Genomic DNA, 24741 nt, shown 5'->3' on the forward strand with positions numbered 1-24741 from the left:
ATCTGGTAGCGAGTCGTTTTTTCGATAACTTCTGCTTTAACAAAGCCACTGATATTGGCTGACTCCGTAGTTTGTAACTGCTGGCGCTTGGCATAAAAAGTAGAAAGACTTAACCCATTACGCTCACAGAAGACCCGTTGTGATAGATGACTGGATTGGTATTGCTCGAACAAGGTTTGCCATTCTTTGTTGGTGCGCCGTTTTGCCATTTCAAATCTCCTTGTAGTTGGAGATTTGATCTTATGGCGGACTGAGGATGATTAGAATGTGGGGTTTATGACGCGCTTACCGATTTTCATTCAATGATTTACGATGTAAAACAATAAAGTTCAATTAGCGCAGCTATTGATAAACTTGTTGCTACTTTTCTTTAGGCAAAAAAAACACCGCCATAAGGCGGTGCAAACAAATTTGACAGACAGGTCAAAATAAATATAGAAAGTACATGTCTCATTTCAGCATATTGCTACAACAAAACATTTGGTAGAACGCTACCTAACTCGAAAATGACGAGTTTGCAAACACAACATCGCAGGAGCCGAGCCAATTGATTCTGGAAAGAACCAAGCCGTTCAGGCTAGCTACTGCGGAACGAAATATAGAATTTCTCTAGCGGCTAGGCAATGGACAAATTATAATGTTTCAGATAAAAAAAACTAATGCTTATTTAGAGAGTGACTATGTCTCGTCGATTACCCCCATTAAACTCATTAAGAGTGTTTGAAGCTGCTGCTCGACACTTGAGTTTCACGCGCGCCGCAGAAGAGTTATTTGTGACTCAAGCGGCGGTCAGTCATCAAATAAAAGCACTAGAAGAATTCTTGTCTTTGAAGCTTTTTCGTCGAAGAAACCGCTCTTTACTCCTGACCGAAGAAGGGCAAAGTTATTTCTTAGATATCAAAGATATATTCACATCACTGGCCGAAGCGACTGATAAAGTGCTTGAGCGAAGTGAGAAGGGCGCACTGACCATCAGTTTACCCCCTAGCTTTGCGATCCAATGGTTAGTTCCAAGGCTTGCCGATTTTAATCAGCAAGAACCTGATATTGATGTAAGAATTAAAGCCGTTGATATGGAGGAGGGCTCATTAACTGATGATGTCGACGTTGCCATTTACTACGGGCGAGGTAATTGGTCTGGCTTACGAGCGGATAAGCTTTATCAAGAGTACCTAATTCCTTTGTGTTCTCCTTCAGTATTGCTAGGGGCAAAACCATTAGAAACGCTAAGTGATTTAGCATGTCATACGTTATTACACGATACCTCTCGAAAAGATTGGAAACAGTTTACCAAGCAAAATGGTATCGACGGCGTCAACGTGAACCATGGCCCGATCTTCAGCCATTCGACAATGGTGCTGCAAGCTGCGGCTCACGGACAAGGAATTGCACTGGGCAACAATGTCTTGGCGCAGCCTGAAATTGAAGCGGGTCGCTTGATTGCACCATTTGATGAGGTATTGGTCAGTAAGAACGCTTTCTATGTGGTTTGTCATGAGAAACAAGCCGACATGGGTCGTATCGCGACCTTCCGTGACTGGATGCTAGCGAAAGCACAGAGTGAGCAAGAGGATCTGCTGGATGAATAATGTCACCATTGACGGTGAAGGCAACCCTGTTACTTTTATTTTCGCACATGGTGCTGGCGCAGGTATGGATCATGAGTTCATGCGATTGGTTGCTAAAGGATTGGCCTTGAAAGGGATACGAGTGATTCGTTTCAATTTCCCGTACATGATTAAGCGTGCCGAAGAGGGGAAGCGTCGTCCTCCTGACAGAGCGCCTAAGCTACTTGAAGCTTACCAAGGTATCATTGAGCAGTGTTGTGATGCCGATAAGCTTGTGATTGGCGGTAAGTCGATGGGAGGACGTATGGCAAGCCATTTGTCTGAAGTTAATAAGGTGGCTGGCATCGCGTGTTTAGGTTTTCCTTTTCATCCACCGGGTAAGCCAGAAAAATACAAAGGTGAGCACTTAGCTGAGTTGAAAAAGCCATGTTTGATTTTACAAGGCGAGCGTGACACCTTTGGTAAGCGTGAAGAGTTTGCTGACTTTGATCTGTCTGACTCGGTACGTGTCGAGTTTATCCCAGATGGCGACCACAGCTTTAAGCCTCGTAAGAGTTCTGGTTACACCGAACAGCAGAACATGGCGTTAACCGTTGAGAAACTATCAGCGTTTATCAAAGAGGTGCTCGATGAGAAGTAAGTATTTACTATCGTTTGCTGGTTTATCTGGCGCGACTGCTGTGATGCTTGGCGCCTTCGCCGCCCACGGTTTGAAGGCTATCCTGCCTGAATATCTGCTCGGTGTGTTTGAGACCGGTGTTCAGTACCAGTTTATCCATACTTTGGCGATATTGGCGTGTGGTGCTCTGCTGCAGATGAAACTTGGTGCTAAATCACAAAAATATTTTTTCATTGCGGCAATTTGCTTTATCATCGGCATCCTTTGTTTTAGTGGCAGCCTTTATGGCTTGGCACTGACAGGAATAAAATGGTTTGGCCCTATCACTCCGTTTGGTGGTCTACTATTTATCATTGGTTGGGGAGTCTTCTCCTTCGCTGCTTTGAATATAAAAGAGGTAACTCAGTGAAACACGTACTACTTTATTGTCGCTCTGGTTTTGAAAAAGAATGTGCTGGCGAAATTCAAGACAAGGCAACACAACTGGAAGTGTTTGGTTTTCCTCGCCTAAAGAATAATACAGGCTTTGTATTGTTTGAATGTTATCAAGCAGGTGAAGCGGACAAGTTGATCAAAGAGATCGATTTCCAATCACTGATCTTTGCTCGTCAAATGCTAGCAGTGGCTGTTGAAATCAAAGACCTGCCAACAGATGACCGTATTTCTCCAATTCTTGAGGCGCTTTCTCATAAAGAAGGTTTCCCTCGTTGTGGTGATATCCGTATTGAAACGCCAGACACTAACGAAGCAAAAGAGCTTTTGAAGTTCTGCCGTAAGTTTACCGTGCCGATGCGTCAAGCGATGCGTGGTAAAGGCCTGATGACTGCGAAAGATAACGCTAAGAAGCCTGTACTTCATTTATGCTTCATCGCTCCGGGTCACTGTTTTGTTGGTTACTCTTACCCAACCAATAACTCACAGTTCTTTATGGGTATCCCTCGTCTGAAGTTCCCATCAGATTCGCCAAGCCGTTCTACATTGAAGCTAGAAGAAGCATTCCACGTATTCATCCCTCGTGATGAGTGGGACGAGCGTCTGGCTCCGGGTATGTGGGGCGTAGATTTAGGTGCGTGTCCTGGTGGTTGGACTTACCAATTGGTTAAGCGCTCGATGTTCGTTCACTGTGTTGATAACGGCATGATGGCAGACAGCCTAATGGAAACGGGTCAAATTAAGCACCATATGGTGGATGGCTTTAAATTCGAACCTGATCGTAAGAACGTAACTTGGATTATCTGTGACATGGTTGAGAAGCCAGCTCGTGTTGCGCACCTCATGGGGGAGTGGATCATCAAAGGTTGGGCAAAAGAAGCACTGTTTAACCTTAAACTGCCAATGAAAGGCCGTTACGATGAAGTACTGCAAGATATCGAGAACCTAAAAGTGTTCCTGATTGAGAACAAAGTGAAGTTCAAGATGCAGGCTAAGCACCTTTATCATGATCGCGAAGAGATCACGGTTCACATTCAAGCGCTTTCAAACATCTCACCGCACTAATACGCGGTTAATAAACATAAAAAACGCTCCTTGTTAGGAGCGTTTTTTTTGTATCAATATTATCGAGTCACAGCGACTTAAGAGTTTGCTTCGTAGCGTATATCTTGCAGATTGAACCCTAAATCAATATCGGTTTTGAGTGCCGATACTTGCTTACATACACGAGCGGATTCGATGTGTTCGTCGAACTTTTTACGATACTTTTTCGGTAGATCTTCTGCTTGATAGGCCGCTTCGATATCTGGGTATGTGGTTAAAATCTCTTTTGCGGCTTTGGGTCCAACGCCCGGGATCCCCGGAACTTGGCTAGAGCTCACGCCAGTTAATCCCCAATAGTCAGCAAGTTGTTCTGGTTTTACGCCGAATTCAGTTTCAATAAAAGGTTTGTCTAACCAACGGTGTTGGAAGTAATCACGAATCTGTAGTGTGGGTGATAACAGCTGGCAATAGCCTTTATCGGTAGAGATGATGGTGACTTTTTCGCCGTGCTCGGCCACTTTCTTGGCAAGTGTTGCCACGAGATCATCGGCTTCATCACCATCAGATAGTAACGAGTCAATACCGAGTTCCCACCAAGCCTGCTGAATAGCATCAAGGCCTTTCATTAATGGTTCTGGCATTGGCTTTCGGTTCTGTTTATAGGCAGGAAGCACTTTGGCACGCCAGCCTCGGTCTTGTAGATGATGATCAAATACCGCAATGATGTGCGTGGGTTGTGATTCGTTTAGGATTCGGTTCAGTGTACGAGTTGTGGTGGTGATGGTTCTTGCTATATCGGTGGGATCCGGTTGAGCAGAGTGCACGCGTCGGATGAGGTTCAAGGCATCGATAATAACAAGATGGATAGACATAAGTATTCCACTAAATAGGCAATAAATAAGGGGCTGCTAGCCCCTTATAGTAACGTATCAATCAGTGAGTTGATACGGTGTTGATGTCAACGTCATGACTTGTTGCTCTGTCTTAGAGCGATGGGCTAGAACCTAGGTGTCAAAGATGACTTAGGACCAATAAGAGTTCCATGATCAGTGTTGACTTGGTGCAATTTTGTAGCAAGGCACGTAGTCAGTGCCGCCCGGCAGTTTCATTCGATGTTGTTCAACAAAGTCATTCAGCAGCTGATCCATCTTAGTCATTAGCTCCTTATCACCATCAATCAGGAATGGGCCATGCTTCTCAATCTCTAGAATACCCTCGGCTTTGACATTACCTGCCACAATACCAGAGAACGCCTTACGCAGATTCGCAGCAAGGCTCTCTGTTTTTTGATCCATATGAAGGTCGAGCGCCGCCATTGATTGATGAGTTGGATCGAATGGCAGTTGGAACTCTGGCTCAATATGCAGTGACCAGTTGTAACTGTATGCATCGCCGGTCTCTTTGCGGTGAGATCGTACTTCTGGCATCGCTTGTTTCATGATTTTCGCTGCGCGAGCTGGATCATCAATGACGATTTCATAATGCTTTTGCGCTTCTTTACCTAACGTTTCACCAATGAATGTATCAATTGAGCGAAAGTAAGCTTCGCTCTCTTTTGAGCCAGTTAAAACGATAGGCATCGGTTGGTCTGCGTTACTCGGGTGCATCATGATCCCCAATATATACAACAGCTCTTCGGCAGTACCTGGGCCGCCAGGGAAAATGATGATGCCATGTGCCATCCGAACAAACGCTTCAAGGCGCTTCTCAATATCAGGCATGATCACCAGTTCATTGACGATGGGGTTTGGTGGCTCTGCCGCAATGATTGACGGTTCGGTAAGCCCTAGATAACGATGATTGGTATAACGTTGTTTCGCGTGACCAATAGCGGCACCTTTCATTGGGCCTTCCATCGCTCCCGGTCCACAACCGGTACAGATGTTCAGTTCGCGCAGGCCTAATTCATTACCGACTTCACGAGTGTATTGGTATTCGTTGGCATTTATGGAGTGACCCCCCCAACATACAATTAGGTTAGGTTCAATGCCTGGCGTTAGCGCACCTGCATTTCTCAAGATACCAAACACAAGGTTGGTGATGTGAGTCGCGTTGGTGAGATTGAGCCTTTGGTTATCGGCGAGATGCATGTTGACGTAAACAATGTCACGTAACACTGAAAATAGATGTTCTTGAATACCCTTAATGATTTCACCATCGACAAATGCATGCTCAGGTGCGTTATTCAGTTCGAGTTTGATCCCACGTTCACGGCGCACCACTTCAACATCAAATGATTGATATTTATCGAGCAACTCTTTGGAGTTGTCGGTGTGACTACCTGAGTTCAGGACCGCTAACGTGCAGTTACGATACAGTTGGTACAGATCACTAGATGCGGTTTTTTTAAGACGCTCAACTTCAAGTTGAGAGAGTAAATCCATGCTGCCAGTCGGGCTAATGTGCGTGATCATAGCGCCTCCTTATTAAGAAGAGCCGGGGCGCCGATTAAGTGCCCCTCAGGCTCGAGAGTGAGAAGCAAGCGTTGAAAGTGTTTGGTTAAAGGTGAGGAGTGTTAACCAGACGAAACGGTTACGACTGCTTGTTTAATGATTTTACCGATTTGCTTAATCGCTAATATACTGCTGTTTAAGTTAAGTGCATGTATATAGCATGACTTACCGAAAAAATGCTTGTTAATTTAATGTTAACTATCAGCTTAGCAAACATTGGGGAAGTGAGTATGTGATAACTATTTGAAAAAATGAAATAAATTAATTACAGAGTTACTTTAGTTCCAAACAAGTTGGTTAGTACCGCGTTTTTTCGCTTTATTTAGTGTTTTATTGAGTCGCTCTAACACTTCTTCCGGAGTATCTGACTCTTTAAATTGGATGCATGTCGCACATAAGGTTATCTTGATTTGTTGGTCACGGAACTTAAATGGCAGGAGGCTCACTTGAGTTTGGATGTTTTGAATCACCTTGTGACAATATTCATCCGTTTGTTCTGGCAGCAATAAAATGAACTCTTCACCAGAAAAACGTGCAACGGTGTCGGTCGTACTGGTCTCTTTAGTGATGGTTCGGGCAATGATTTTAAGCGCTTTATCACCGGCCGTATAACCAAAACTATCGTTAATGGCTTTGAAGTTGTCGATATCGAGCAATACCACACGCAACGAGTGTTGTGCCCGAATCCAACGTCGATATTCAAGCTCTAGGCGATCAGTAAACGCCGTTCGATTATAGACCTTAGTGAGAGGATCAAGCAGCATACGCTGAGCCTGATCTTCCAAGCGTTTGCGATAGTCTTGGGTTACTTCATAGAGTGAGTCTAACTGCGTTTTTCCATAATTCATTCGTTCGATTAGAGCATGTTCTTTCTGCTCTGCATGATTCAGTCTTTCTGAGAGAGAGGCCAACTCCTTAAGCAGAGGGGTGATGGATAGCTTTAAGTTATCCATGTCTGTCGCACAGTCAACAGAGTGTAAGCTTTTCGTAACAAGGTTATTAAGATTGGAATTAAGTTCTTGGCGGTGCTCAAAATAGCTTTGACTCTGATCGGTGTTTTGGGCGGCTGTTTTGATACTGCAAGCAAGTGAAGCATTGAGTTGATCGAGAAATTGTTCTGATTTCTTGCGCTCTAAGTTGGTGCCTTCAATAACTTGTTTGAGAACTTGAAGTGCTAACTCAAGTAGATGTTGGGTTGAAACACCAAGCAGCAGTTTTGCTCGAATATCAGTAAGTAAATCCCCAGATTCGCCTTCAAAGTCGAGCTCTGTGATCAGGTGTTGTAATTCTATCGATAAATCAGAAAGGAGTTCTTGCTCTGGAGTGTGGGCTGCATCGGCAAAATGAGTACGTGAGTCATTGGCCATGATTTTTATGGCACGTTCGTAAATACCGAGGAGTTTCATGGCATGGTCTACTTTCTGACTGCCATTGCATTCGGAGAAGCTCAGCAAGTTTCGTAGATCACGTTTCAACGGCGCTGGCAGGCCAGTTATGCGTTGTAGTGTTTCACCACTTTGCTTAATGCTATCATCCAGATATCCGTTCTGTTTATTCATAGCTAACGTTTTCTGCTTAAGCATCCTTTCTAAGATTGCCAACTTTGGGATCAGCGAGCTGATGTCTTTTTGCTTTTCTAGCTCTTCCCTCAGGGTAATAAGATTTTCATCTAAATAGCAGTTACTACCAGTACACGCATGACTTAAAGATGTAACGATACGCTTTAGAACTTTCTGCTCTCGAATAAATTTGAAAGAGGAGTCCCTTTGTGTCAAGCGAGTTTGTTCCAGCTGACATTTCAGTTGGTGGAGTTGCGCCTGAATGTCTTGTTCAAGAATGCCCATAGATGTATTAATTAGCGCCGCAGAGATCGATTACGATCGTTTAAATGAAATTCCGTTGCATCGATAATAACAAAACTAAAAATAAGGTCACGGCTTGCAAGTCTTAACCGCTCGCAAATCAGTCATCTTTTAGCAATTTTTTGATGTTGTCCTCATTCTTGTAAGATGATTGTACTTTTACTAACCCTTGATTAATGGCCTGTTTACAGGCTTCTCTTATGTTACCGGTTGCAAGACTGGCCGCGGGTGCATTGTCGATAGCCTTTAGATAGACCCATTGACTCGTGCCTTCTTTTAAGCTGATTTCACGCGCTAGGTTGGCCGACATCAATAAAACATCGAGCAGTTCTTGATCGTTAATCGCAGTGTAAGCTCTTGGTAAGAATGGGTAGTCCGCGATGCCCATCCGCACAGTCCGATTGATGTTGCGCTCTGGCTCGAAGTGATTAATCCAAGATTGAATTTTTAGGAACATCTCTTCTGGAGAGGAATCACGATCAGAGTTCGACTCTATATAAAGCAGGTTAGCATCAGAGAAGTGGTAGACGCGAGCCAAACCATCCAGTTTTGATTTTATGAAATTGCCGAAAGCGTCTTCGAGTTCTAAACCCGCCTTATAACCATTTTGCGTGTACATATTGCGTAAGAAAGGTAAATCAATCATCACAAAACGTAAACGGTCGTTGAGTGGTTCGTGGATCAGTTCGCCAAGTTGCCATTGTTCGAAATTTTGACTGGTTTTCTCCAAGGAGTTAGAGAGTTTCGCATTGAGCATTCTTAGATTTGGGAGCTTTGAACGCGAGTGCGTAAACAGGTCAGTTTGCAGCGAGTCCACTTCTTTGGCTAAGGTTTGAATGAGGTAGCCTCTGCGCAGCACGAAGAAAAACAAAATGATACTGAACAAGAATAGGGCGAACGATATTTTTTGGAATTTATGATGCTCTAATTGGTATTTTTGTAGTTCCTGCTCTTGGCCGGCATAGTGCAACGTTTGTTCGGCAAACTCTTTTTGTTGTCTGAATGCATCTTCACCAACCCGGTTGAGTTTTTGCTGCTCTAAAGAGACAAGACTGTTGTATTGCTTGAGGTTCGCTAAGGCTTGTTGAGGACGCCCCGCTTGCTCGTAACCCAAAGAGAGTAAATAGTATGAACGTTGAGACAGATACATGCTCTCTATTTGACGTGAGATTGTGAGAGCTCGTGTTGCATGCTTGATCACGTCGGCGCTGTTTTGTAAGTGATAAGCCAACCCTGCCGATAACAATGCCGCTCGGCCTTCCAGTCTTGGAATGTCTGTTTTTTCCAGCAGTTCAAGGGCTCGTGATAGGTAGTGTTCTGCTTGAGGATAGTTAAAAAGGCGTAAATAAGTGGCTGATAAACTCAAACGAATATCGATGACTTGGTGAATATCTCGGTCGCTACTCTCATGATCCAATACATTGAAAAAATGCACTAAAGCAAGGTTATATTTTCCTTGTAAGAAGTACACATCGCCCATCTTTTTGAGCACTTGCGCCAAAATAGGCGAGTTTTCAAAGCCGTCATAGAAATCAGCGGCTTGTGAAAGGTGTTCTAGTGCCTTATCTAACACTTGGCGTTCAAAGAAAAGTTGGGAAAGTAGGCGGTTGACTTTTGCTAAGCGTGCGCTTTGGTTGCTTTCTACTGATTTCCAATAGCCATATAGTAGCTCTGTAAGCGCGTGGTTGTACTCTTTGTGAGTCAGGTAAAATTCCCCAACGACAATGTGATAGTCGATGGTGACTTTTTCAGAGTAGCGTTGCTCTAAGTAAGATTTAGCTTCTTGGTAGAACATCTCGGCTTCGTCGACTTTATTATCATAAGAAGCAATATCAGCCTTCAACATAATTAAACGATAGGTAATGCCTTCTGTTAAGCGCAAGGTTTTGTTCACCGACTCTAGGTTGGTTTCGATCTTCGCGAGCTCGGCTTTTGCTGTGGTTGACTCTCTATCGTTCAGCCAAAGCAACTTAACTTTTAATATTTGAATATCCAGTTTTAGGTAGTCAATATTATAGGTTTTTGCTAACTCAGAGGCTTTGTCGAGTTGTTGAATCGCAGTATGGATGTTGCCAAGGTTATATTCCGCTTTCGCTAATATTTTGTAGGCATCGATGCTACTGCTTGGCGTTCTAATTGAAGAGTCTGTTTCCTCGCGAGAAATCGCTGATGGGCTCTTCTCGCGTTGATCTGATAGAACACGGCTCGTTAGATAGCTGTTCGCCATTTTTTTTGCTTGGCTTGGCTCGATCTCAATCAAGTTATTGGCTTCATTGAGTAGGGCTGACGAATAAATCGACGCATAGACCGGTGTGCTTAAGCTTAAAATAAACAGGCTAACAACGTATAACCAACGCATTTCTATGTCCCTTTAGAGGTGAAGTAGGTTCAAATAAGTGTGGGAGCTTCCAGCCTGGTTATTGGCGAGCCATACGCTTATTGTGACTTGGTCTGTCTTGTTCTGTTGAACGGTATGGATTGATATCCAAACCTCCACGACGCGTATAACGTGCAAACACGGTGAGTTTCGATGGCGCACAGTATTTCATGATGTCAGTGAAGATACGCTCAACACATTGTTCGTGGAATTCATTGTGCTCACGGAAAGAGACTAAATAGCGTAGCAGAGCTTCACGGTCAATTTGCTTACCTGAATATGCGATCTCAACGCTCCCCCAATCGGGTTGGTTTGTGATCAAGCAGTTCGACTTCAATAGATGGCTGTGCAGTGTCTCTTCAACGTCTTGCTTGCCTGCAGCGCCTTCAAGCAGTGACGCTTCAAAGTCGTAGCTAGTGATTTGGATATCTTGGTTGTCGATACAGTCACCTTCCATCGTCACGATAGGTTGGTTGGTGTAGTCGGTGACGGAGTTTACATTCACAAGCACTGTTTCACCTGCGCACGCCGACAAATCTTGAGTAAGACGCTCTATGACGTGGTCCCAGTTTTCAAATTGAGTCTGGTTATAGCTGTTTAAGTACAGTTTGAAAGATTTTGATTCAATCAAATTTGGACTGGTGGCTGGGATGAAAACTTCACCGACAGCCACTTGTGGTAGGCCGTTGCTGTTTAGCCACGAAAGTTCGTACATTGTCCAAATATCATGTCCAATAAAAGGTAGCTCACCGTTTAGCGCAAGATCATCACGATTCAAGCTACGAGGTACAGGTTGCAATAAACTTGCATCGTATTGGTTAGAGTATTCAGTTTTTTGGCCTAAAGTTAAACCCGCCAGCTCTTTTGCGTCAGAATATTTGCTCATACTTTCGTTTCAAATTCGATTAGAATGGGATCGATTTTACTGAATCCCCATTATCCTGTCATTAAGTCATCGCTCAATCGACAAGGAAAGGTTCCCTGATTCTATTTATTATTTTGTGTTTAGGAGATTTTCATGACTCAACGTGCTCAAGACGCACTACTTTCTTTTAGTCAGCGATACGTTGATGCGTGGCAACAGCAACATCAAAGTTTACCTTGTAACGATGAGCTGGTGGATATTGTGTCGCCTTGCGTAGAAGAAAAGAGCGACGATGCCGTGTTGTGGAAGCACTATCCACGTGAGCAATTCGCGGATTTTACCAACGTTGAAACCGGCATCGAGTTGACGCTGCATGATGACATCAAGACGTTCTACGGTGCACAATTTAGCGCAAATATGAACGCGACTTTTGATGGTAATGAACTGACTCTGTTACAGATTTGGAGTGATGAAGATTTCGAATGCCTTCAAGAGAACATTTTAGGTCACTTGGTGACTCAGCGTCGTCTGAAGTTAAAACCCACGGTTTTCATTGCCGCAACCGATGCCGAACTGGATGTTATCTCGATTTGTAACCTAACGGGCAACGTGATTTTGGAGCGTTTAGGCACTAAAAATCGTGATGTATTAGCCGAGACATTGGCTGAATTTTTAGAAAAGCTACAACCAGTGGTATAAATAGATGTACGTACTAGAGCTTCAATTTGAGTGTTTTGATAACACCACGGTAAGCGCTGTCGATAAGGCGGTTAACGGATTAATGGATGCACTTCGTTATAACGGACAAGTATTGGGGCGTGAATTTCCTATCGTGATGGGGGATGGTGAATTTTATGTTCGTGTAGTGTGCCCTGAGCAGGACAGCTTACACCCGCGTAATCATTCCGATTTCGTAAAAGTGTGTTTTGATCGCTTATCTGCAGCGAACTTATTAGCGCCCAAAATGCGTTTGCTTGGCCGAGATCTGAACTCTGAAGAAGTGGCAGAAGATGAAGCGCCGAGTTGGCAAGTGTTGTATACGACCTTTGTTCATACCTGTTCACCGCTGCGCAGTGGTGACAGCTTGCTGCCGATCCCTTTGTATCGAAATCCTCCGACTTTCAATGGCGACCATAAAGCGGTATTGAAATGGCAGACAGAATGGCAAGCCTGTGATGAAGTCCAAATGGGGGGAGGCTGTCGCGCTGAGCATGCAACACTCACTGAGATCAGTGACACCCAAAGCGTACTGTTTAAACGGGGTTGGGGTCTAAGAGGGCGCATTGAATATCTGACTAAGATTCCAACCTATTACTACTTATACCGTGTCGGAGGGATCAGTCTGAAAGCTGAAAAAGAGCGTAAATGCCCGCAATGTGGCGGTGAATGGCTGCTTGATGCGCCGATCCACGACATTTTCTATTTTAAGTGTGATGACTGCCGCTTGGTGTCGAACATCTCTTGGGATCACATTAAGTAGCCGCATTCAAGTCATCAGCAGTTCGAAGAAAAGAAAAAAGCCGATATTCAAAGATATCGGCTTTTTTGTTTATTTGCGTATCAGTAGGAAGTCAATCGGCGGGGTTACCAACCTTTAACTACACCACCGTGGAAGATATCAGAAGCGGCTTTGTACACTTCTTCAGTCTGGTAAGCTTTCACGAAGTTCTGCACGTTTTCAGCGTTTAAATTGTCTTCACGAGAAACGATTAGGTTTACGTATGGAGAGTCTTTGTCTTCAACGAAGACACCGTCTTTTTGTGGCGTCAGGTTGATAGAACTTGCGTAAGTTGTGTTGATGATAGCCAGAGTCACATCATCAAGAGAGCGTGGTAGTTGCGCAGCGTCCAATTCAACAATGGTTAGATTCTTAGGGTTGCTCACGATGTCACGTACTGTTGCTAGAAGACCGGCACCTTCACGAAGTGTAAGCAGACCTTGCTGCTCAAGAAGTAGTAATGAACGACCTAGATTGGTTGGATCGTTTGGTACCGCAATTCGAGAGCCGTCTTGGATTTCGTCTACAGATTTCACTTCTTTCGAGTAACCTGCAATTGGATAAACAAACGTGTTACCAGCGATTGTTAGTTTGTAACCACGGTCGGCAATTTGCTGATTTAGATAGGGTGCATGTTGGAATGCGTTGATGTCGATAGAACCATCATCCAACGCAGCGTTTGGTGTTACATAATCAGTAAAAGTAACCAGTTCAACATCCAAGCCATATTGCTCTTTTGCTACTTTCGCAGCCACTTCAGCGACTTGTGCTTCAGCACCTGCCATTACGCCAACTTTTATTTTAGACGTGTCCACTTCTTTATCACCACAACCGGCTAGAACAAGCGCTGATGCTGTTACTGCGATAGCAAGTAGAGCTTTAAGGTTAAATTTCATAATAATCTCCTTTTAATAAATCGATGTCATTTAATTCAGACGACTGACGTTCCTCATAACGTTACATTAACGCAGTCAGTCGTTATCTGTGATCAACGCGGCGAACCAATGCATCACCGATTGATTGAATAATTTGTACCAGCACAATCAACATCACTACTGTCACGGCCATAATGGTCACCTCGTAGCGGTGGAATCCGTAACGAATTGCCACATCACCTAGGCCACCACCGCCCACGGTACCAGCCATTGCTGAGTAGCTAACTAGAGTCACGAGCGTAATCGTTACTGAGTTGATGATCGTTGGTAGTGCTTCTGGAAGCAGAACCTTATTGATGATTTGCATAGGGGTTGCGCCCATTGATTGAGCGGCTTCCACAAGACCGGTTGGTACTTCAAGTAGTGCACTTTCGATAAGTCGAGCCACGAATGGGATAGCACCGATCGTCAGAGGTACAATTGCTGCGGTTGTCCCAATGAAAGTGCCAATCAGCATTTTAGTCAGTGGAATAATCGCAACCATGAGTACTAAGAAAGGCACGGAACGACCTACATTCACAATCGCACCTAAAATTTTGTTTAGCTTGGTGTTCTCTAACAGGCCACCTTTTTTGGTTGTGTGTAGAATCACGCCCAGTGGGATACCAACCGCGAAGCCTACAATGCCTGCAACTGCAACCATGTAAAGTGTTTCGCCCGTTGCGCCCAATAGAAGGCTACCGTTAAGGCTGATCCAATCAGCAATCTCGTTGAAACTAAAGGACATAACCAAGCACCTCTACTTTTACATTGTTATCGCGTAGGAATTGGATTGCAGCATTATCATCGGCTTCATTTCCGAACAGTTCTGCGACCATCATGCCAAACTTCACACCACCGGCGTAATCAAGGTCAGAGCTTAGGATGCTGACATCGATGTTGAATTTACGAGCAATTTGCGTCATCAGCGGAGCATCAACCGTCGCACCTGTAAACTCAAGGCGTACCAGTGGGTAGCTGTTGTTGACGCGAGTTTGTTGTAAACGCGCTTGGTAGTCTTCAGGAATCGTCAAGTCCAGTGTTGAGCGAATGAATTGATGGGCGAGTTCCGTTTTAGGGTGTGCAAATATTTCACCCACAGTCCCTTTTTCGACCAGCTCACCACCACCAATGATCGCGACTTGATGACAAATGCTTTTAACCACATCCATCTCGTGAGTAATCAGTAGGATAGTGATATTTAACTTACGGTTGATTTCACGTAGCAGCTCAAGGATAGATTGAGTGGTCGCAGGATCCAATGCGCTCGTTGCTTCATCACATAGCAGTACTTTTGGGTCTGACGCGAGTGCACGCGCAATCGCCACACGCTGTTTTTGACCACCACTTAGGTTTGAAGGATAAGTATCACGCTTATCAGCAAGGCCAACCAGTGCAAGTAACTCGCTTACTTTTGTTTCAATAACCGCTTTATCTTTACCAGCAAGCTCTAAGGGCAGTGCTATATTATTAAAGACAGTACGGGAAGAGAGCAGGTTGAAGTGCTGGAATATCATGCCGATGTTACGGCGTGCTTCGCTAAGTTCTGATTTACTGAGTTTTGTCAGGTCGATACCGTCAACAATCACTTCACCGGAAGTCGGAGCTTCCAACATGTTGACACAACGGATCAGGGTGCTTTTCCCAGCACCTGAAGAGCCGATGACTCCAAAGATTTGACCTTGAGGTATATGAAGGTTGATATCTGTTAAGGCATTGATTTCTTTAGTACCTTGATAAAAAACCTTGTTGACTTGATTCACTTTAATCATAGAAAAACTCGTGCAGGTGAAACAGAATAATATGTCGATAGCTCGCTCGATTTACAGACGATGCTATGGTGTTCTGTGATCTAAGTCAATAGATATTTTTACGTCTAGACGGCTAAACGCCAGTTGTATTATTTGCTGCGCAACAACTGATTAACAAGCACAACGCTAAATAGATAGTGATGAAGCAAATAAAGCGTGTAATAATTAATGATTAATAGAGAGTTGATAGAGAACAAAATTTTGTCCAAACCTGCTGTTTTTTTAGATCGTGATGGTGTGATTAACATTGATCACGGCTATGTACATGATGAGCATGACTTTGAATACATCGACGGTGTGTTTGATGCGGTGAAAGCGTTTAAAGATATGGGCTATTTGTTAGTACTTGTGACTAACCAATCAGGTATTGCTCGCGGCATGTTTAGCGAAGATCGTTTTCTTTCTTTAACGCAATGGATGGATTGGAACTTTGTCGATAATGGCGTTGAGCTAGATGGCATTTATTATTGTCCTCACCATCCAGAACACGGTATTGGTGAGTACAAGCAAGATTGTGAATGTCGTAAGCCAAAGCCAGGTATGTTCATTTCTGCTCGTGACTTTCTGAAGATTGATATGGCGAACTCTGTCATGATCGGCGATAAAGCTGAAGATATGATGGCAGCAGAATCCGCGGGGGTTGGTACTCGAATATTGGTGAAAACCGGTAAGCCAATCACTGAAAAAGGTGAAGCATTAGCCAGTGTGGTACTTGATAGCATTAAAGACGTGCCTGCTTTCCTGAAAGGCTAAGACATTTCTCTATCGTTAACGGGCTTAACTTATCACTCTAGCCCGTCAACTGGGTAGCCTCCCTTATATAGAGATAAGCGTCGTTAACTATATGGATGAGGAACACAGTATGAAAACATTGTTATTAGCATCTTTAGGTACGGTAGCGTTAGTCGGATGTTCGAATTCCGCAGCGCCTGACAATGCAGTATCAGATAATCAAGTCGTGACTTATCAATGTGAGGCTGACGTTTCGTATGAAGTCACTTACCTTGATAATGAAAAAGCGGTACTGAGTTTATTCGATAATGAATACCACCTGATCCAAGTACCGGCAGGCTCTGGAACGAAATACATTTTAGATGACGATACCTCAAAAGAGGCTGAGGGGCGCAACGTTACTTTACGTACTAAAGGTGATCATGCTCGCTTAGTCGTTGACCGTAATGTTTATAAAAATTGCCGACAGTAACTCATCGCAGCTGTTAGGCGTTACAAACAGTTAAGTGAGGGATTGCCCTCACTTTTTCTTCTCTTTCCTTTAACATTAGACTTTTATGAGCAAAAAACTCACTATCCTCGATATTGCTAAGTTGTCCGGAGTTGGTAAATCAACGGTATCACGCGTTTTGACTAACGATCCAAAAGTGAAACCTGAAACCCGCGAGAGGGTAGAAAGAGTCATTCAAGAGTCAGGGTACACGCCTTCTAAGTCTGCGCAGTCGATGCGTGGTGGCAGTCAAAAAGTTATCGGTGTCATCATTTCTCGTTTGGACTCGCCCTCAGAAAATAAAGCGGTAAGTACAATGCTGGCTGAGCTGTATCGAGCGGATTACGATGTCTTGATCATGGAAAGCCAACTCGATAGAGAAAAAGCCAATGAGCACCTACAGGTTCTCAAGCGTCGTAATGTGGATGGGATTATCGTGTTTGGTTTTACTGACTGTGATATTCCGGCAATTGAAGCTTGGGAACACAAAGCTGTGGTGATAGCCCTAGATACTGAGAATGTAACGTCGATTAACTATGATAACCAGCAGGTGATCAATAGTGCGTTGACCCATTTGTCAGAGCAGGGGATCTCTGAGGTTAGTTTCATTGGTGTTGATCCCAGCGATAAATCAACGGGTGAATTGCGCCTTAGGGCTTATCTTGAGTGGTGTGAAGATACGGGCGTGATGGCAAACTATCGTACAGGCCAACTTCACCATGAAAGCGCTTATCAGTTGGTGGATGAAGTGCTAACTCCCGCGACTCAAGCGATCGTTTGTGCCAGTGACACGCTCGCGCTTGGCGTCATTAAACGTTTACAAGAACGACAACGTGAAGATGTCGTGGTCACCGGTGTCGGTGGTAATGATCTTCTCTCTTTTTTGTTCCCGCGAGTATTTAGCATTGATCCTGGCTATCAGTCTGCGGGGAAATTAGCCGCTAACCTTTTGATCTCTCAACTTTTAGGTAACGCAGAAATCTCTCATCACACACAATCTCCGATTCAATAATCCATTCAATTAAGCGCAATTTAACTGCCTAGATTAAAAATATAATGTGATCGCTTTCAATTGATGGGACTGTTCCCATTTTAATTCATTATCCATCTTGGCATTATAATTACCGTAATTGGGAATGTTCCCATAAGTCTAAGTCTGAGTGGTTATTGCTTTACGGTTTAGATGAGTAATTGAATGAAACCTGGGTGGGATAGTATGAGTAAGATAGCGAAGCAAGACGTCGCGCGTCTTATCGAGTTAGTCGGCGGCAAAGAGAACATTGCGAGTGTCAGCCATTGTCTGACTCGATTGCGTTTTGTATTGAACGATACAGAACAAGCGAGCAAAGTAGAATTAGAGAAGCTTAAGTTAGTAAAAGGCTGTTTTACGAATGCAGGTCAATTCCAAGTGGTTATTGGCACCGAGGTTGATGAGGTATACGCACTTCTGATCGAGCAAACTGGCAAAGAGGCATCATCAAAAGATGAGGCTAAACTGGCGGCTCGTCAGAATATGAACGTCCTTGAACGCGGCATCTCTCATTTAGCCGAAATTTTTGTACCACTGCTACCAGCCATTATTACCGGTGGTTTGATTCTCGGTTTCCGTAATGTGATTGGTGACATTCGCATGTTCGATGGAAAAACCTTGGTTGAAATTAGCCAATTTTGGGCAACCGTTCACTCTTTCTTGTGGCTGATTGGCGAAGCGATTTTCTTTTTCCTACCGGTTGGCGTGTGTTGGTCAACGGTTAAGAAACTCGGTGGAACGCCGATCTTGGGTATCACGCTCGGTATAACCTTAGTTTCCCCGCAATTGATGAACGCTTACATGATCGGTAAGTCGGTTCCTGAGGTGTGGGACTTTGGCTGGTTTGTGATTGAGAAAGTCGGCTATCAAGCGCAAGTCATTCCTGCGATGTTAGCGGGGGTCGCTTTGGCGTTTATTGAGACGAACCTCAAGCGTATCGTACCCTCTTACCTATATCTGGTTGTTGTGCCATTTGTCTCGATTATCTTGTCTGTGATTTTGGCTCACGCCTTTATTGGTCCATTTGGTCGTATGCTTGGTGATGGTGTGGCATTTGCAGCTAAAGCTGCGATGACCGGCGACTTTGCGATTATTGGTTCTGCGATATTTGGTTTCCTATATGCACCGTTGGTGATTACGGGGATTCACCACACCACCAACGCGGTGGATCTTCAATTGATGCAAGACTTAGGTGGCACACCAATCTGGCCTTTGATTGCACTATCAAACATTGCACAAGCTTCAGCGGTTGTCGGCATCATTATCTTGAGTAAGCGTGAAGGTGAACGAGATATCTCGGTTCCTGCAGCAATCTCAGCCTACTTAGGTGTAACAGAGCCAGCGATGTACGGTATTAACCTTAAATACAAATTCCCAATGCTGAGCGCAATGATTGGTAGTGCTGTTGCCGCCGCAATCTGTGGCAGCGCAGGTGTGATGGCGAATGGTATCGGTGTTGGCGGCTTGCCGGGCATCCTATCGATTCAACCTCAATATTGGTCGATTTACCTAGTCGCGATGCTGGTGGCGATAGTACTGCCTATCACGTTAACCCTGTTCTTCTACAAGCGAGCCCAATCAAAGGGTGAGTTAGAAACCGCGAACGCGTAATGCATTTAATAAGCGATGACTCCAAAGTGAGTTATCGCTTCTTCTCTTAGGAATGACTCCTATTCGACCATGATTTGCATGGTGATTTTTATTTTATATTTTCTGGTAAGTGAGTGTTAGAGATGGCGATGACTGAACGTGATGAAAGCTGGTGGAAAACCGCAACCATCTATCAAATCTACCCAAAGAGCTTCTGCGACAGTGGCAGTAAGGGTACTGGCGATATCAAAGGGATCATTTCGAAACTGGATTACCTCAAACATTTGAGCGTCGATGCGATTTGGCTAACCCCGGTTTACGCATCACCCATGATCGATAATGGCTACGATATTTCAGACTACTACGCGATTAATCCTCAATTCGGCACCATGCAAGACTTCGACTTATTGCTGTCTGAAGCGCACCAACGTGGTATCCGTATCGTGATGGATATCGTGGTAAACCACACCTCGACAGAGCATGCATGGTTTCAGTCTGCACGGGGTGACAAAAACAGCCCATACCGTGATTATTACATCTGGAAAGACCCAGTAAACGGTCAAGCACCAACTAACTGGCAGTCTAAGTTCGGTGGTAATGCGTGGGAATTAGATGAGACGACTGGGCAATACTTCCTACACCTGTTCGCCAAAGAACAGGCTGACCTAAACTGGGAGAACCCGGTTGTACGCGAAGAAGTGAAAGACGTGATCAGCTTTTGGGCCGAGAAGGGCGTTGACGGTTTCCGCTTGGACGTGATCAACCTGATTTCAAAGCAACAAGACTTCCCTAATGATGATATTGGCGATGGTCGTCGTTTCTATACCGATGGCCCACGAGTACACGAGTACCTGAAAGAGATCAGCGAAGCGGTCTTCCAGAAATACGGCAGCGTGACCGTCGGCGAGATGTCTTCAACCACGTTGGAACATTGCCAGCAATACTCAAACGTTGATAACAGTGAGCTATCGATGGTGTTTAACTTCCACCACCTTAAGGTCGATTACACCAATGGTGAGAAGTGGACTCATGCGCCATTCGATTTCTTACAGCTTAAGTCGATCTTCAATCACTGGCAAACGGGATTGAACGGCAAAGGTTGGGGCGCACTGTTCTGGTGTAACCACGACCAACCAAGAGTGGTGAGCCGCTTAGGTAACGATCAGCAATATCGCGTTGAATCAGCCAAGATGCTCGCTGCTTCTGTCCACATGATGCAGGGCACACCTTATATCTATCAAGGTGAAGAGATTGGCATGACTAACCCTGGCTATACTGAAATTAGCCAGTATCGTGATGTTGAGAGTACCAATATGTACGACATCATGGTCAACCGTGATGGTGTGGCTCATCAAGATATGATGGCGATTTTGGCGCAGAAGTCTCGTGATAACTCTCGTACACCAATGCAATGGAACAGTGAGCTTTACGCAGGATTCTCACAAGCTCAGCCTTGGCTTGATGTAGCGAATAATTACTCTGAGATCAACGCTGAGCAAGCACTTGAAGACCAAGACTCTGTTTTTTACTTCTATAAGAGCTTGATTGAGTTACGTAAACAAGTGCCAGTGATTACGGATGGCAGTTATCAAGATCTACTGCCTGAGCACTCATCCATTTTTGCGTATGCACGTGAGAACGAAGGGCAAACCTTGCTGTGCATTAACAACTATTATGGTGAAGAGGCGGAGTGCGTGTTACCGGAGCGTTTTGAGATGACGAAGGCGCTGAGCCTGTTGTCTAATTATCCAGTGAGCGAGCGTTCTGTTACGTCTCATCGCCAAGTGCTACGGCCTTACGAGACGCGTATTCTCTTGATTGAAGGGTAACCTTGTTTCATTTTAATAAGCCTAATTCTGATTCCCCTTAAAGGATTCGGCTTCTACAAAGGCTTTGGAGTGCTCCCCAAAGCCTTTTTTATCGTGGTTTGGCTAGTTAGCAGTTACGCTCAGGTTTAGTGAATCTAAGTCAAGGCTAGCTAATCGAAGTCAGTATCGCTGCTGATTCTTCGATCGTAGATTGTTCTACAGACATCAATTCAATCTGTTCAATCAAACCGATGCTAGGGTTGAACCAGCGTTCTGATGATGTGCCAAATTCTGCGGAATCCATGCCTTCACATCTGATGTAGTAGGTGTTTTTCTCTGTTAGGTTCGCCGCTTCGATTGATTTTTCTGAGATAGTGAAACTCTTACGTACGCCTGTTTCGCCAATTTTTCGTTGCCAGGTAACTTGGCATGAAGTATCAATCGGCAAATTTTTAACCCATAGGTGCTCTTCAAAGTCGTCTAATATATTTTTGACATCTGCACCATTTAGAGTCATTAGTCGTGAGGTGGTTTCTTCACTGATATCGAGGTTAGGGTTACTTTCTTTCACATCGGCGCCATTCAAACGAAAAAGTGGACTGCTGCGCATAACTGTTGTGATGAATAGGCTATCAATAAAGTAAGCATTGGTGATTTCATGTAGACCGCGGTCAGGGCCTGCAAAATAAATGCTGCCGTCTTCTTGTGTACCTTCAACATTCGTCATGATGTCTTCAGAAACATAAAATTCGGTGATGCCGTAATTGATCAGGTCATTGATAACTTGAACAACCGCTTCATTGCCGGCCTCTTCTTCTAACCCTGCAATAATGAGTTCACCACTTAAAGGAGTGAAGTTCATTGTCATCACGCCTTCAGTCTGACCATCTTTGGTAAACGAGTAGCCCAATGTTGTTTCTGGTTTAGGGGAAAATGCAGAGCTCGCAATCGGGTAATCCACCTGATTGTTTGGACCTTTATTGCCATCTGTTGAACCAGAAGAAGAGCCGCCTCCGCCGCCACAACCATAGAGAGCAAAGAGAGAGGTCGCTAGCAGGGTCATTGTTTTTTTCATGTTGAACATTCCTAAAGTTGGAAGCCCTTGGTGGGCCCGATGTTTTTAGGAATGCTATTGTTTGAGGAGTAAATAGGGCAAAAAACGAAGTCACATAAGATCTTAATTTATGTTTAAGTTATTTATTTCAAAGGTTTTTTGTTTTTCCTTTGAGAGCTGTTGCCCGACAGCAGTGCAGTAGTTAAGCATTAATTTTTCCCACTGCTTTATGATTAAAGGTTCTTTAACGCTTAGCTTTAAGTTCTTCCAAGGTTGTAGGCAGGTCGATTTGGATTCAGGTTTGGATAGTCGAGCGAATAGATCTTCGGATGGAACCACTCTTAATAACGCAACCAGAGACTCCATGTAGTTTAGGCGGAACTTCTCCATGTTGCCTTGCTTATAAGCAATGTGAGAAACCATCATATAAACCAACGCATTTTCGATCGTAGAGTTTCCTGAGGTATTGGTCAGGAGTTCTTTTGCGGTTTGCAGGTCTCTCAGTTTGAAATGAATGATACCAACCCACAGTTTGAGTTCGTCTGGCAGTAACTTAAATCGAGTTTGGACAAGATTGGTGAACGCAATGAGCTTCTTCTGATCCGTTTCAAATAGAGCAAGTTGTCGTGCAATCAGAGTAGACGTCATGGTGTTGAGCTTGATGTTATCAAACATTATGGGTTTTCCACTCAGCAACTCGCTGACTTCGGTATTGTCGACAGACCATTCCGGCGACAACGGTGCGGGCAAAGCAAAGTAGCTGGCTAGCTCTTGGTTAATCTCCATCAAGCTTTCGCTGAGGTTGTCTATATCAACAGAATAAACGCCACGAAAGGCAAGCTTACCTGAGATCGGGTAGATCAGGCTGACCTTGGCCGCGAGTCGTTTGTTAACTTCTTGGTCCTTCAGTTGAATGTTAAGTAGATAGTCACTGGTGCGCATGTTTTTCGCGCCAGGGAAGAAAGGGGAGCTATCTATTGGATCTAAGAAGTAACTAGGAGCATCTTGGTTGGCTAAATCGGTGTAGGCGTACTCAATTTGCTGTTGAAGTAGCAGAGCTTTAACTACCTTGCGATAGTGCCTTGCGTTGTCTCCGACAGCATCAATGCGATTGAGTAGCAGCTCAACCTTAGGAATCAATCGTTGGTCGCGTTCGACTTCAGAGGCTCGAGTCGAAGATTGCCAAAGCATATAACTCATTACCGCAGTGCTGATCAGCAAAACCAAAGACACCACAATAAGCCAAGGGTTAGCAGGATTGGAGCTAAATCCTTTTTTATTGGTTGGAGACTCTATGGTGGCGTTATTAGGTGCGTTTTCAGGGGAAGCCGCGGCAAAGCTAACCGAGCTTGGGTTAAGGAAGTAGCCCTTGCGTGGGTAAGTCACCAGTATTTTGGTCGCGTCGCTATCTGGTAGGTGTTTTTGAAGTACTGAACGTAAGGTACTGATTCGGTTTGTCAGAACATTTTTGGAAATGAAGTTACTTTGCCATACAGATTCAATGATGTGCTCAGCAGCGAGCGGTTCACCCACGCTAGTCAGAAACAGTTCGAGTAATTCAATAGAACGAGGTTCTAAATCGATGACCTGCTCGTCGCAGCTTAAGACTCGTGTGTTGGGGTTGAATTTCAAGCCTTCAATATAAATAGAGGTTTGTTGGTCTTTGGCGCTAGAGAGGTAATCTTGCATAGAAAAGGCGACGGTTTATAAAACCTAAATTCTAGCTGTTTTTGTTTTTAAAAACAGCTAGTAATTCACAGGGTGATTGGTATTAAGACGCGTAATTCACCGAGTAGCGAGTTGGTTTATGATTCATCGCAAGCACGATATTCAATACAGCGGTGCCCAATACTGAAACGGCAATTATCCAAGGGGATACGAAGAAGAACGATGCAAACAGAATACACGCATCAATACCCATTTGTGTTTTACCTACCGAGATACCGTAGCGGTCTTGGATAAACAAACACAATACGTTGAAACCACCTAGGCTTGAGCGGTGACGGAATAGGATTAGCATACCTAAGCCCATTAACAAGCCGCCGGCAACAGCACAATAGATCTCGTTATGAACTTCTAGCGAAATAACTAAGTATAAATGGTCAGCAAGGACAGACACTAACGCCCCAGCGATGGCACTGCTAATCGCAAAGCTACGGCCGAACCGTTTCCATGCTAACAAGTAGAAAGGGCAATTGGCCATAAAGTACAAAGTACCAAAGGTTACAGGCAAGAATTGACTCAAAAGCAGAGCCAGACCTGTAGTACCACCGGTAAGCAGATTCGCTGACTGCAAAAAGAAGACGCCTAACGCCACCAAAAACGTGCCAGTGAGAATCGCGATCCAATCTTCTTTACGTGAGTGTTTTTCCATCGTTTTTGTCATTACCTAACCAATAAAGGCGAGCATAGTAGAGAAAAACTTTAGCTTTCGGTAGCTTGAGGTGCAAAATTAAGGTAAACCTATGTAATCTGCGTTTTACAGGGTGTAAAGCGTATAATTGACAGTAAGCGTCATCTTTGGTTCGATAAGCTTAATAACCATGATGAATCTTATTTGTGATTATGAAAAAACTGCATGATAAAATGGCAAT

General features: G+C 44.2%; 23 protein-coding genes. 11 read left to right on the top strand and 12 right to left on the bottom strand.

Annotated features, from left to right (window positions below; genetic code table 11):
- Window positions 1-209, bottom strand: a 209-nt coding sequence (gene tnpA / locus L4B77_RS02210) for an IS66 family insertion sequence element accessory protein TnpA (protein ID WP_429748264.1), incomplete at its 3' end; no start/stop codon positions are given.
- A 471-nt stretch (window positions 210-680) separates the two neighbouring features.
- On the opposite strand from tnpA, the gene L4B77_RS02215 reads away from it, so the two are divergent.
- From L4B77_RS02215 to rlmM, 4 genes are read left to right on the top strand one after another with little or no spacing between them, the layout of a single operon-like run.
- A complete protein-coding gene (locus L4B77_RS02215) occupies window positions 681-1589 on the top strand; it encodes a transcriptional regulator GcvA (protein WP_261837922.1) in 909 nt (302 codons plus the stop codon).
- Window positions 1582-2208, top strand: a complete 627-nt coding sequence (locus L4B77_RS02220) for an alpha/beta family hydrolase (RefSeq protein WP_429748265.1) — start codon at window positions 1582-1584, stop codon at window positions 2206-2208. The genes L4B77_RS02215 and L4B77_RS02220 overlap by 8 nt, the downstream gene beginning before the upstream one ends.
- Window positions 2198-2596, top strand: a complete 399-nt coding sequence (locus L4B77_RS02225; protein WP_261837920.1) for a DUF423 domain-containing protein — start codon at window positions 2198-2200, stop codon at window positions 2594-2596. The genes L4B77_RS02220 and L4B77_RS02225 overlap by 11 nt, the downstream gene beginning before the upstream one ends.
- On the top strand, window positions 2593-3684 hold the full coding sequence (gene rlmM, locus L4B77_RS02230; RefSeq protein WP_429748266.1) for a 23S rRNA (cytidine(2498)-2'-O)-methyltransferase RlmM: 1092 nt from the start codon (window positions 2593-2595) through the stop codon (window positions 3682-3684). The genes L4B77_RS02225 and rlmM overlap by 4 nt, the downstream gene beginning before the upstream one ends.
- Before the next feature lie 77 nt (window positions 3685-3761).
- On the opposite strand, the gene xni is transcribed toward rlmM, so the two are convergent.
- From xni to queF, 5 genes are all read right to left on the bottom strand, one after another.
- A complete protein-coding gene (gene xni / locus L4B77_RS02235) occupies window positions 3762-4535 on the bottom strand; it encodes a flap endonuclease Xni (RefSeq protein ID WP_429748267.1) in 774 nt (257 codons plus the stop codon).
- A gap of 174 nt (window positions 4536-4709) precedes the next feature.
- Window positions 4710-6077, bottom strand: coding sequence for a nucleotide 5'-monophosphate nucleosidase PpnN (ppnN, locus tag L4B77_RS02240; RefSeq protein ID WP_261837917.1), 1368 nt, complete (start codon window positions 6075-6077; stop codon window positions 4710-4712).
- A gap of 317 nt (window positions 6078-6394) precedes the next feature.
- Complete coding sequence (locus tag L4B77_RS02245) at window positions 6395-7960, bottom strand: GGDEF domain-containing protein (RefSeq protein ID WP_429748268.1); 1566 nt, start codon at window positions 7958-7960, stop codon at window positions 6395-6397.
- Window positions 7961-8078: 118 nt separating this feature from the next.
- Window positions 8079-10337, bottom strand: coding sequence for a tetratricopeptide repeat protein (locus L4B77_RS02250; protein WP_429748269.1), 2259 nt, complete (start codon window positions 10335-10337; stop codon window positions 8079-8081).
- A gap of 58 nt (window positions 10338-10395) precedes the next feature.
- Window positions 10396-11241, bottom strand: a complete 846-nt coding sequence (queF, locus tag L4B77_RS02255) for an NADPH-dependent 7-cyano-7-deazaguanine reductase QueF (RefSeq protein WP_429748270.1) — start codon at window positions 11239-11241, stop codon at window positions 10396-10398.
- A 132-nt stretch (window positions 11242-11373) separates the two neighbouring features.
- On the opposite strand from queF, the gene syd reads away from it, so the two are divergent.
- Complete coding sequence (gene syd, locus L4B77_RS02260) at window positions 11374-11919, top strand: SecY-interacting protein (RefSeq protein WP_261837913.1); 546 nt, start codon at window positions 11374-11376, stop codon at window positions 11917-11919.
- A gap of 4 nt (window positions 11920-11923) precedes the next feature.
- Window positions 11924-12700 carry a Zn-ribbon-containing protein gene (locus L4B77_RS02265; RefSeq protein WP_261837912.1) on the top strand — a complete coding sequence of 259 codons (777 nt, stop codon included), beginning with the start codon at window positions 11924-11926 and terminating at the stop codon, window positions 12698-12700.
- Between the two features lie 104 nt (window positions 12701-12804).
- Here L4B77_RS02265 and L4B77_RS02270 read toward each other — a convergent pair whose 3' ends face one another.
- From L4B77_RS02270 to metN, 3 genes are all read right to left on the bottom strand, one after another.
- Window positions 12805-13614, bottom strand: a complete 810-nt coding sequence (locus tag L4B77_RS02270) for a MetQ/NlpA family lipoprotein (protein WP_261837911.1) — start codon at window positions 13612-13614, stop codon at window positions 12805-12807.
- An 82-nt stretch (window positions 13615-13696) separates the two neighbouring features.
- Window positions 13697-14380, bottom strand: a complete 684-nt coding sequence (locus L4B77_RS02275) for a methionine ABC transporter permease (protein WP_261837910.1) — start codon at window positions 14378-14380, stop codon at window positions 13697-13699.
- The gene (gene metN / locus L4B77_RS02280; protein WP_429748271.1) at window positions 14370-15404 is read right to left on the bottom strand and encodes a methionine ABC transporter ATP-binding protein MetN; all 1035 of its coding nucleotides are present in this window, start codon (window positions 15402-15404) and stop codon (window positions 14370-14372) included. The genes L4B77_RS02275 and metN overlap by 11 nt, the downstream gene beginning before the upstream one ends.
- Before the next feature lie 240 nt (window positions 15405-15644).
- On the opposite strand from metN, the gene gmhB reads away from it, so the two are divergent.
- The 5 genes from gmhB to treC all read left to right on the top strand — a co-directional run bounded on the left by gmhB (window position 15645) and on the right by treC (window position 21114).
- The gene (gene gmhB / locus L4B77_RS02285) at window positions 15645-16196 is read left to right on the top strand and encodes a D-glycero-beta-D-manno-heptose 1,7-bisphosphate 7-phosphatase (RefSeq protein ID WP_372040210.1); all 552 of its coding nucleotides are present in this window, start codon (window positions 15645-15647) and stop codon (window positions 16194-16196) included.
- Between the two features lie 109 nt (window positions 16197-16305).
- A complete protein-coding gene (locus L4B77_RS02290; RefSeq protein WP_429748272.1) occupies window positions 16306-16647 on the top strand; it encodes an MliC family protein in 342 nt (113 codons plus the stop codon).
- Window positions 16648-16732: 85 nt separating this feature from the next.
- A complete protein-coding gene (treR, locus tag L4B77_RS02295; protein ID WP_372094031.1) occupies window positions 16733-17677 on the top strand; it encodes a trehalose operon repressor TreR in 945 nt (314 codons plus the stop codon).
- A gap of 204 nt (window positions 17678-17881) precedes the next feature.
- On the top strand, window positions 17882-19306 hold the full coding sequence (treB, locus tag L4B77_RS02300; RefSeq protein WP_261837907.1) for a PTS trehalose transporter subunit IIBC: 1425 nt from the start codon (window positions 17882-17884) through the stop codon (window positions 19304-19306).
- 122 nt (window positions 19307-19428) lie between these two features.
- Complete coding sequence (gene treC, locus L4B77_RS02305) at window positions 19429-21114, top strand: alpha,alpha-phosphotrehalase (protein ID WP_429748273.1); 1686 nt, start codon at window positions 19429-19431, stop codon at window positions 21112-21114.
- A gap of 145 nt (window positions 21115-21259) precedes the next feature.
- On the opposite strand, the gene L4B77_RS02310 is transcribed toward treC, so the two are convergent.
- The 3 genes from L4B77_RS02310 to L4B77_RS02320 all read right to left on the bottom strand — a co-directional run bounded on the left by L4B77_RS02310 (window position 21260) and on the right by L4B77_RS02320 (window position 24521).
- The gene (locus L4B77_RS02310; RefSeq protein ID WP_429748274.1) at window positions 21260-22168 is read right to left on the bottom strand and encodes a hypothetical protein; all 909 of its coding nucleotides are present in this window, start codon (window positions 22166-22168) and stop codon (window positions 21260-21262) included.
- A 102-nt stretch (window positions 22169-22270) separates the two neighbouring features.
- Window positions 22271-23836: a winged helix-turn-helix domain-containing protein gene (locus tag L4B77_RS02315; protein ID WP_429748275.1), complete on the bottom strand. Its 1566-nt coding sequence runs from the start codon at window positions 23834-23836 to the stop codon at window positions 22271-22273.
- An 82-nt stretch (window positions 23837-23918) separates the two neighbouring features.
- Window positions 23919-24521 (bottom strand): YitT family protein, encoded by a 603-nt coding sequence (locus L4B77_RS02320; RefSeq protein WP_261839725.1) that lies wholly within the window; start codon window positions 24519-24521, stop codon window positions 23919-23921.
- Between the last annotated feature and the right edge of the window lie 220 nt (window positions 24522-24741).

Source organism: Vibrio minamisatsumaniensis (assembly GCF_050337445.1).
In the GTDB taxonomy this organism is placed as follows: Bacteria; Pseudomonadota; Gammaproteobacteria; order Enterobacterales; family Vibrionaceae; genus Vibrio; species Vibrio artabrorum.

Bases quoted from the DNA above. Each gene is read 5' to 3' on its own strand.
- treC (WP_429748273.1), top strand. From the start codon at position 19,429: ATGGCGATGACTGAACGTGATGAAAGCTGGTGGAAAACCGCAACCATC.
- xni (WP_429748267.1), bottom strand. From the start codon at position 4,535: ATGTCTATCCATCTTGTTATTATCGATGCCTTGAACCTCATCCGACGC.
- ppnN (WP_261837917.1), bottom strand. From the start codon at position 6,077: ATGATCACGCACATTAGCCCGACTGGCAGCATGGATTTACTCTCTCAA.
- L4B77_RS02250 (WP_429748269.1), bottom strand. From the start codon at position 10,337: ATGCGTTGGTTATACGTTGTTAGCCTGTTTATTTTAAGCTTAAGCACA.
- treR (WP_372094031.1), top strand. From the start codon at position 16,733: ATGAGCAAAAAACTCACTATCCTCGATATTGCTAAGTTGTCCGGAGTT.
- L4B77_RS02220 (WP_429748265.1), top strand. From the start codon at position 1,582: ATGAATAATGTCACCATTGACGGTGAAGGCAACCCTGTTACTTTTATT.
- L4B77_RS02265 (WP_261837912.1), top strand. From the start codon at position 11,924: ATGTACGTACTAGAGCTTCAATTTGAGTGTTTTGATAACACCACGGTA.
- L4B77_RS02225 (WP_261837920.1), top strand. From the start codon at position 2,198: ATGAGAAGTAAGTATTTACTATCGTTTGCTGGTTTATCTGGCGCGACT.
- treB (WP_261837907.1), top strand. From the start codon at position 17,882: ATGAGTAAGATAGCGAAGCAAGACGTCGCGCGTCTTATCGAGTTAGTC.
- queF (WP_429748270.1), bottom strand. From the start codon at position 11,241: ATGAGCAAATATTCTGACGCAAAAGAGCTGGCGGGTTTAACTTTAGGC.
- L4B77_RS02270 (WP_261837911.1), bottom strand. From the start codon at position 13,614: ATGAAATTTAACCTTAAAGCTCTACTTGCTATCGCAGTAACAGCATCA.
- L4B77_RS02320 (WP_261839725.1), bottom strand. From the start codon at position 24,521: ATGGAAAAACACTCACGTAAAGAAGATTGGATCGCGATTCTCACTGGC.
- L4B77_RS02310 (WP_429748274.1), bottom strand. From the start codon at position 22,168: ATGAAAAAAACAATGACCCTGCTAGCGACCTCTCTCTTTGCTCTCTAT.
- metN (WP_429748271.1), bottom strand. From the start codon at position 15,404: ATGATTAAAGTGAATCAAGTCAACAAGGTTTTTTATCAAGGTACTAAA.
- syd (WP_261837913.1), top strand. From the start codon at position 11,374: ATGACTCAACGTGCTCAAGACGCACTACTTTCTTTTAGTCAGCGATAC.
- L4B77_RS02245 (WP_429748268.1), bottom strand. From the start codon at position 7,960: ATGGGCATTCTTGAACAAGACATTCAGGCGCAACTCCACCAACTGAAA.
- L4B77_RS02275 (WP_261837910.1), bottom strand. From the start codon at position 14,380: ATGTCCTTTAGTTTCAACGAGATTGCTGATTGGATCAGCCTTAACGGT.
- L4B77_RS02315 (WP_429748275.1), bottom strand. From the start codon at position 23,836: ATGCAAGATTACCTCTCTAGCGCCAAAGACCAACAAACCTCTATTTAT.
- L4B77_RS02215 (WP_261837922.1), top strand. From the start codon at position 681: ATGTCTCGTCGATTACCCCCATTAAACTCATTAAGAGTGTTTGAAGCT.
- L4B77_RS02290 (WP_429748272.1), top strand. From the start codon at position 16,306: ATGAAAACATTGTTATTAGCATCTTTAGGTACGGTAGCGTTAGTCGGA.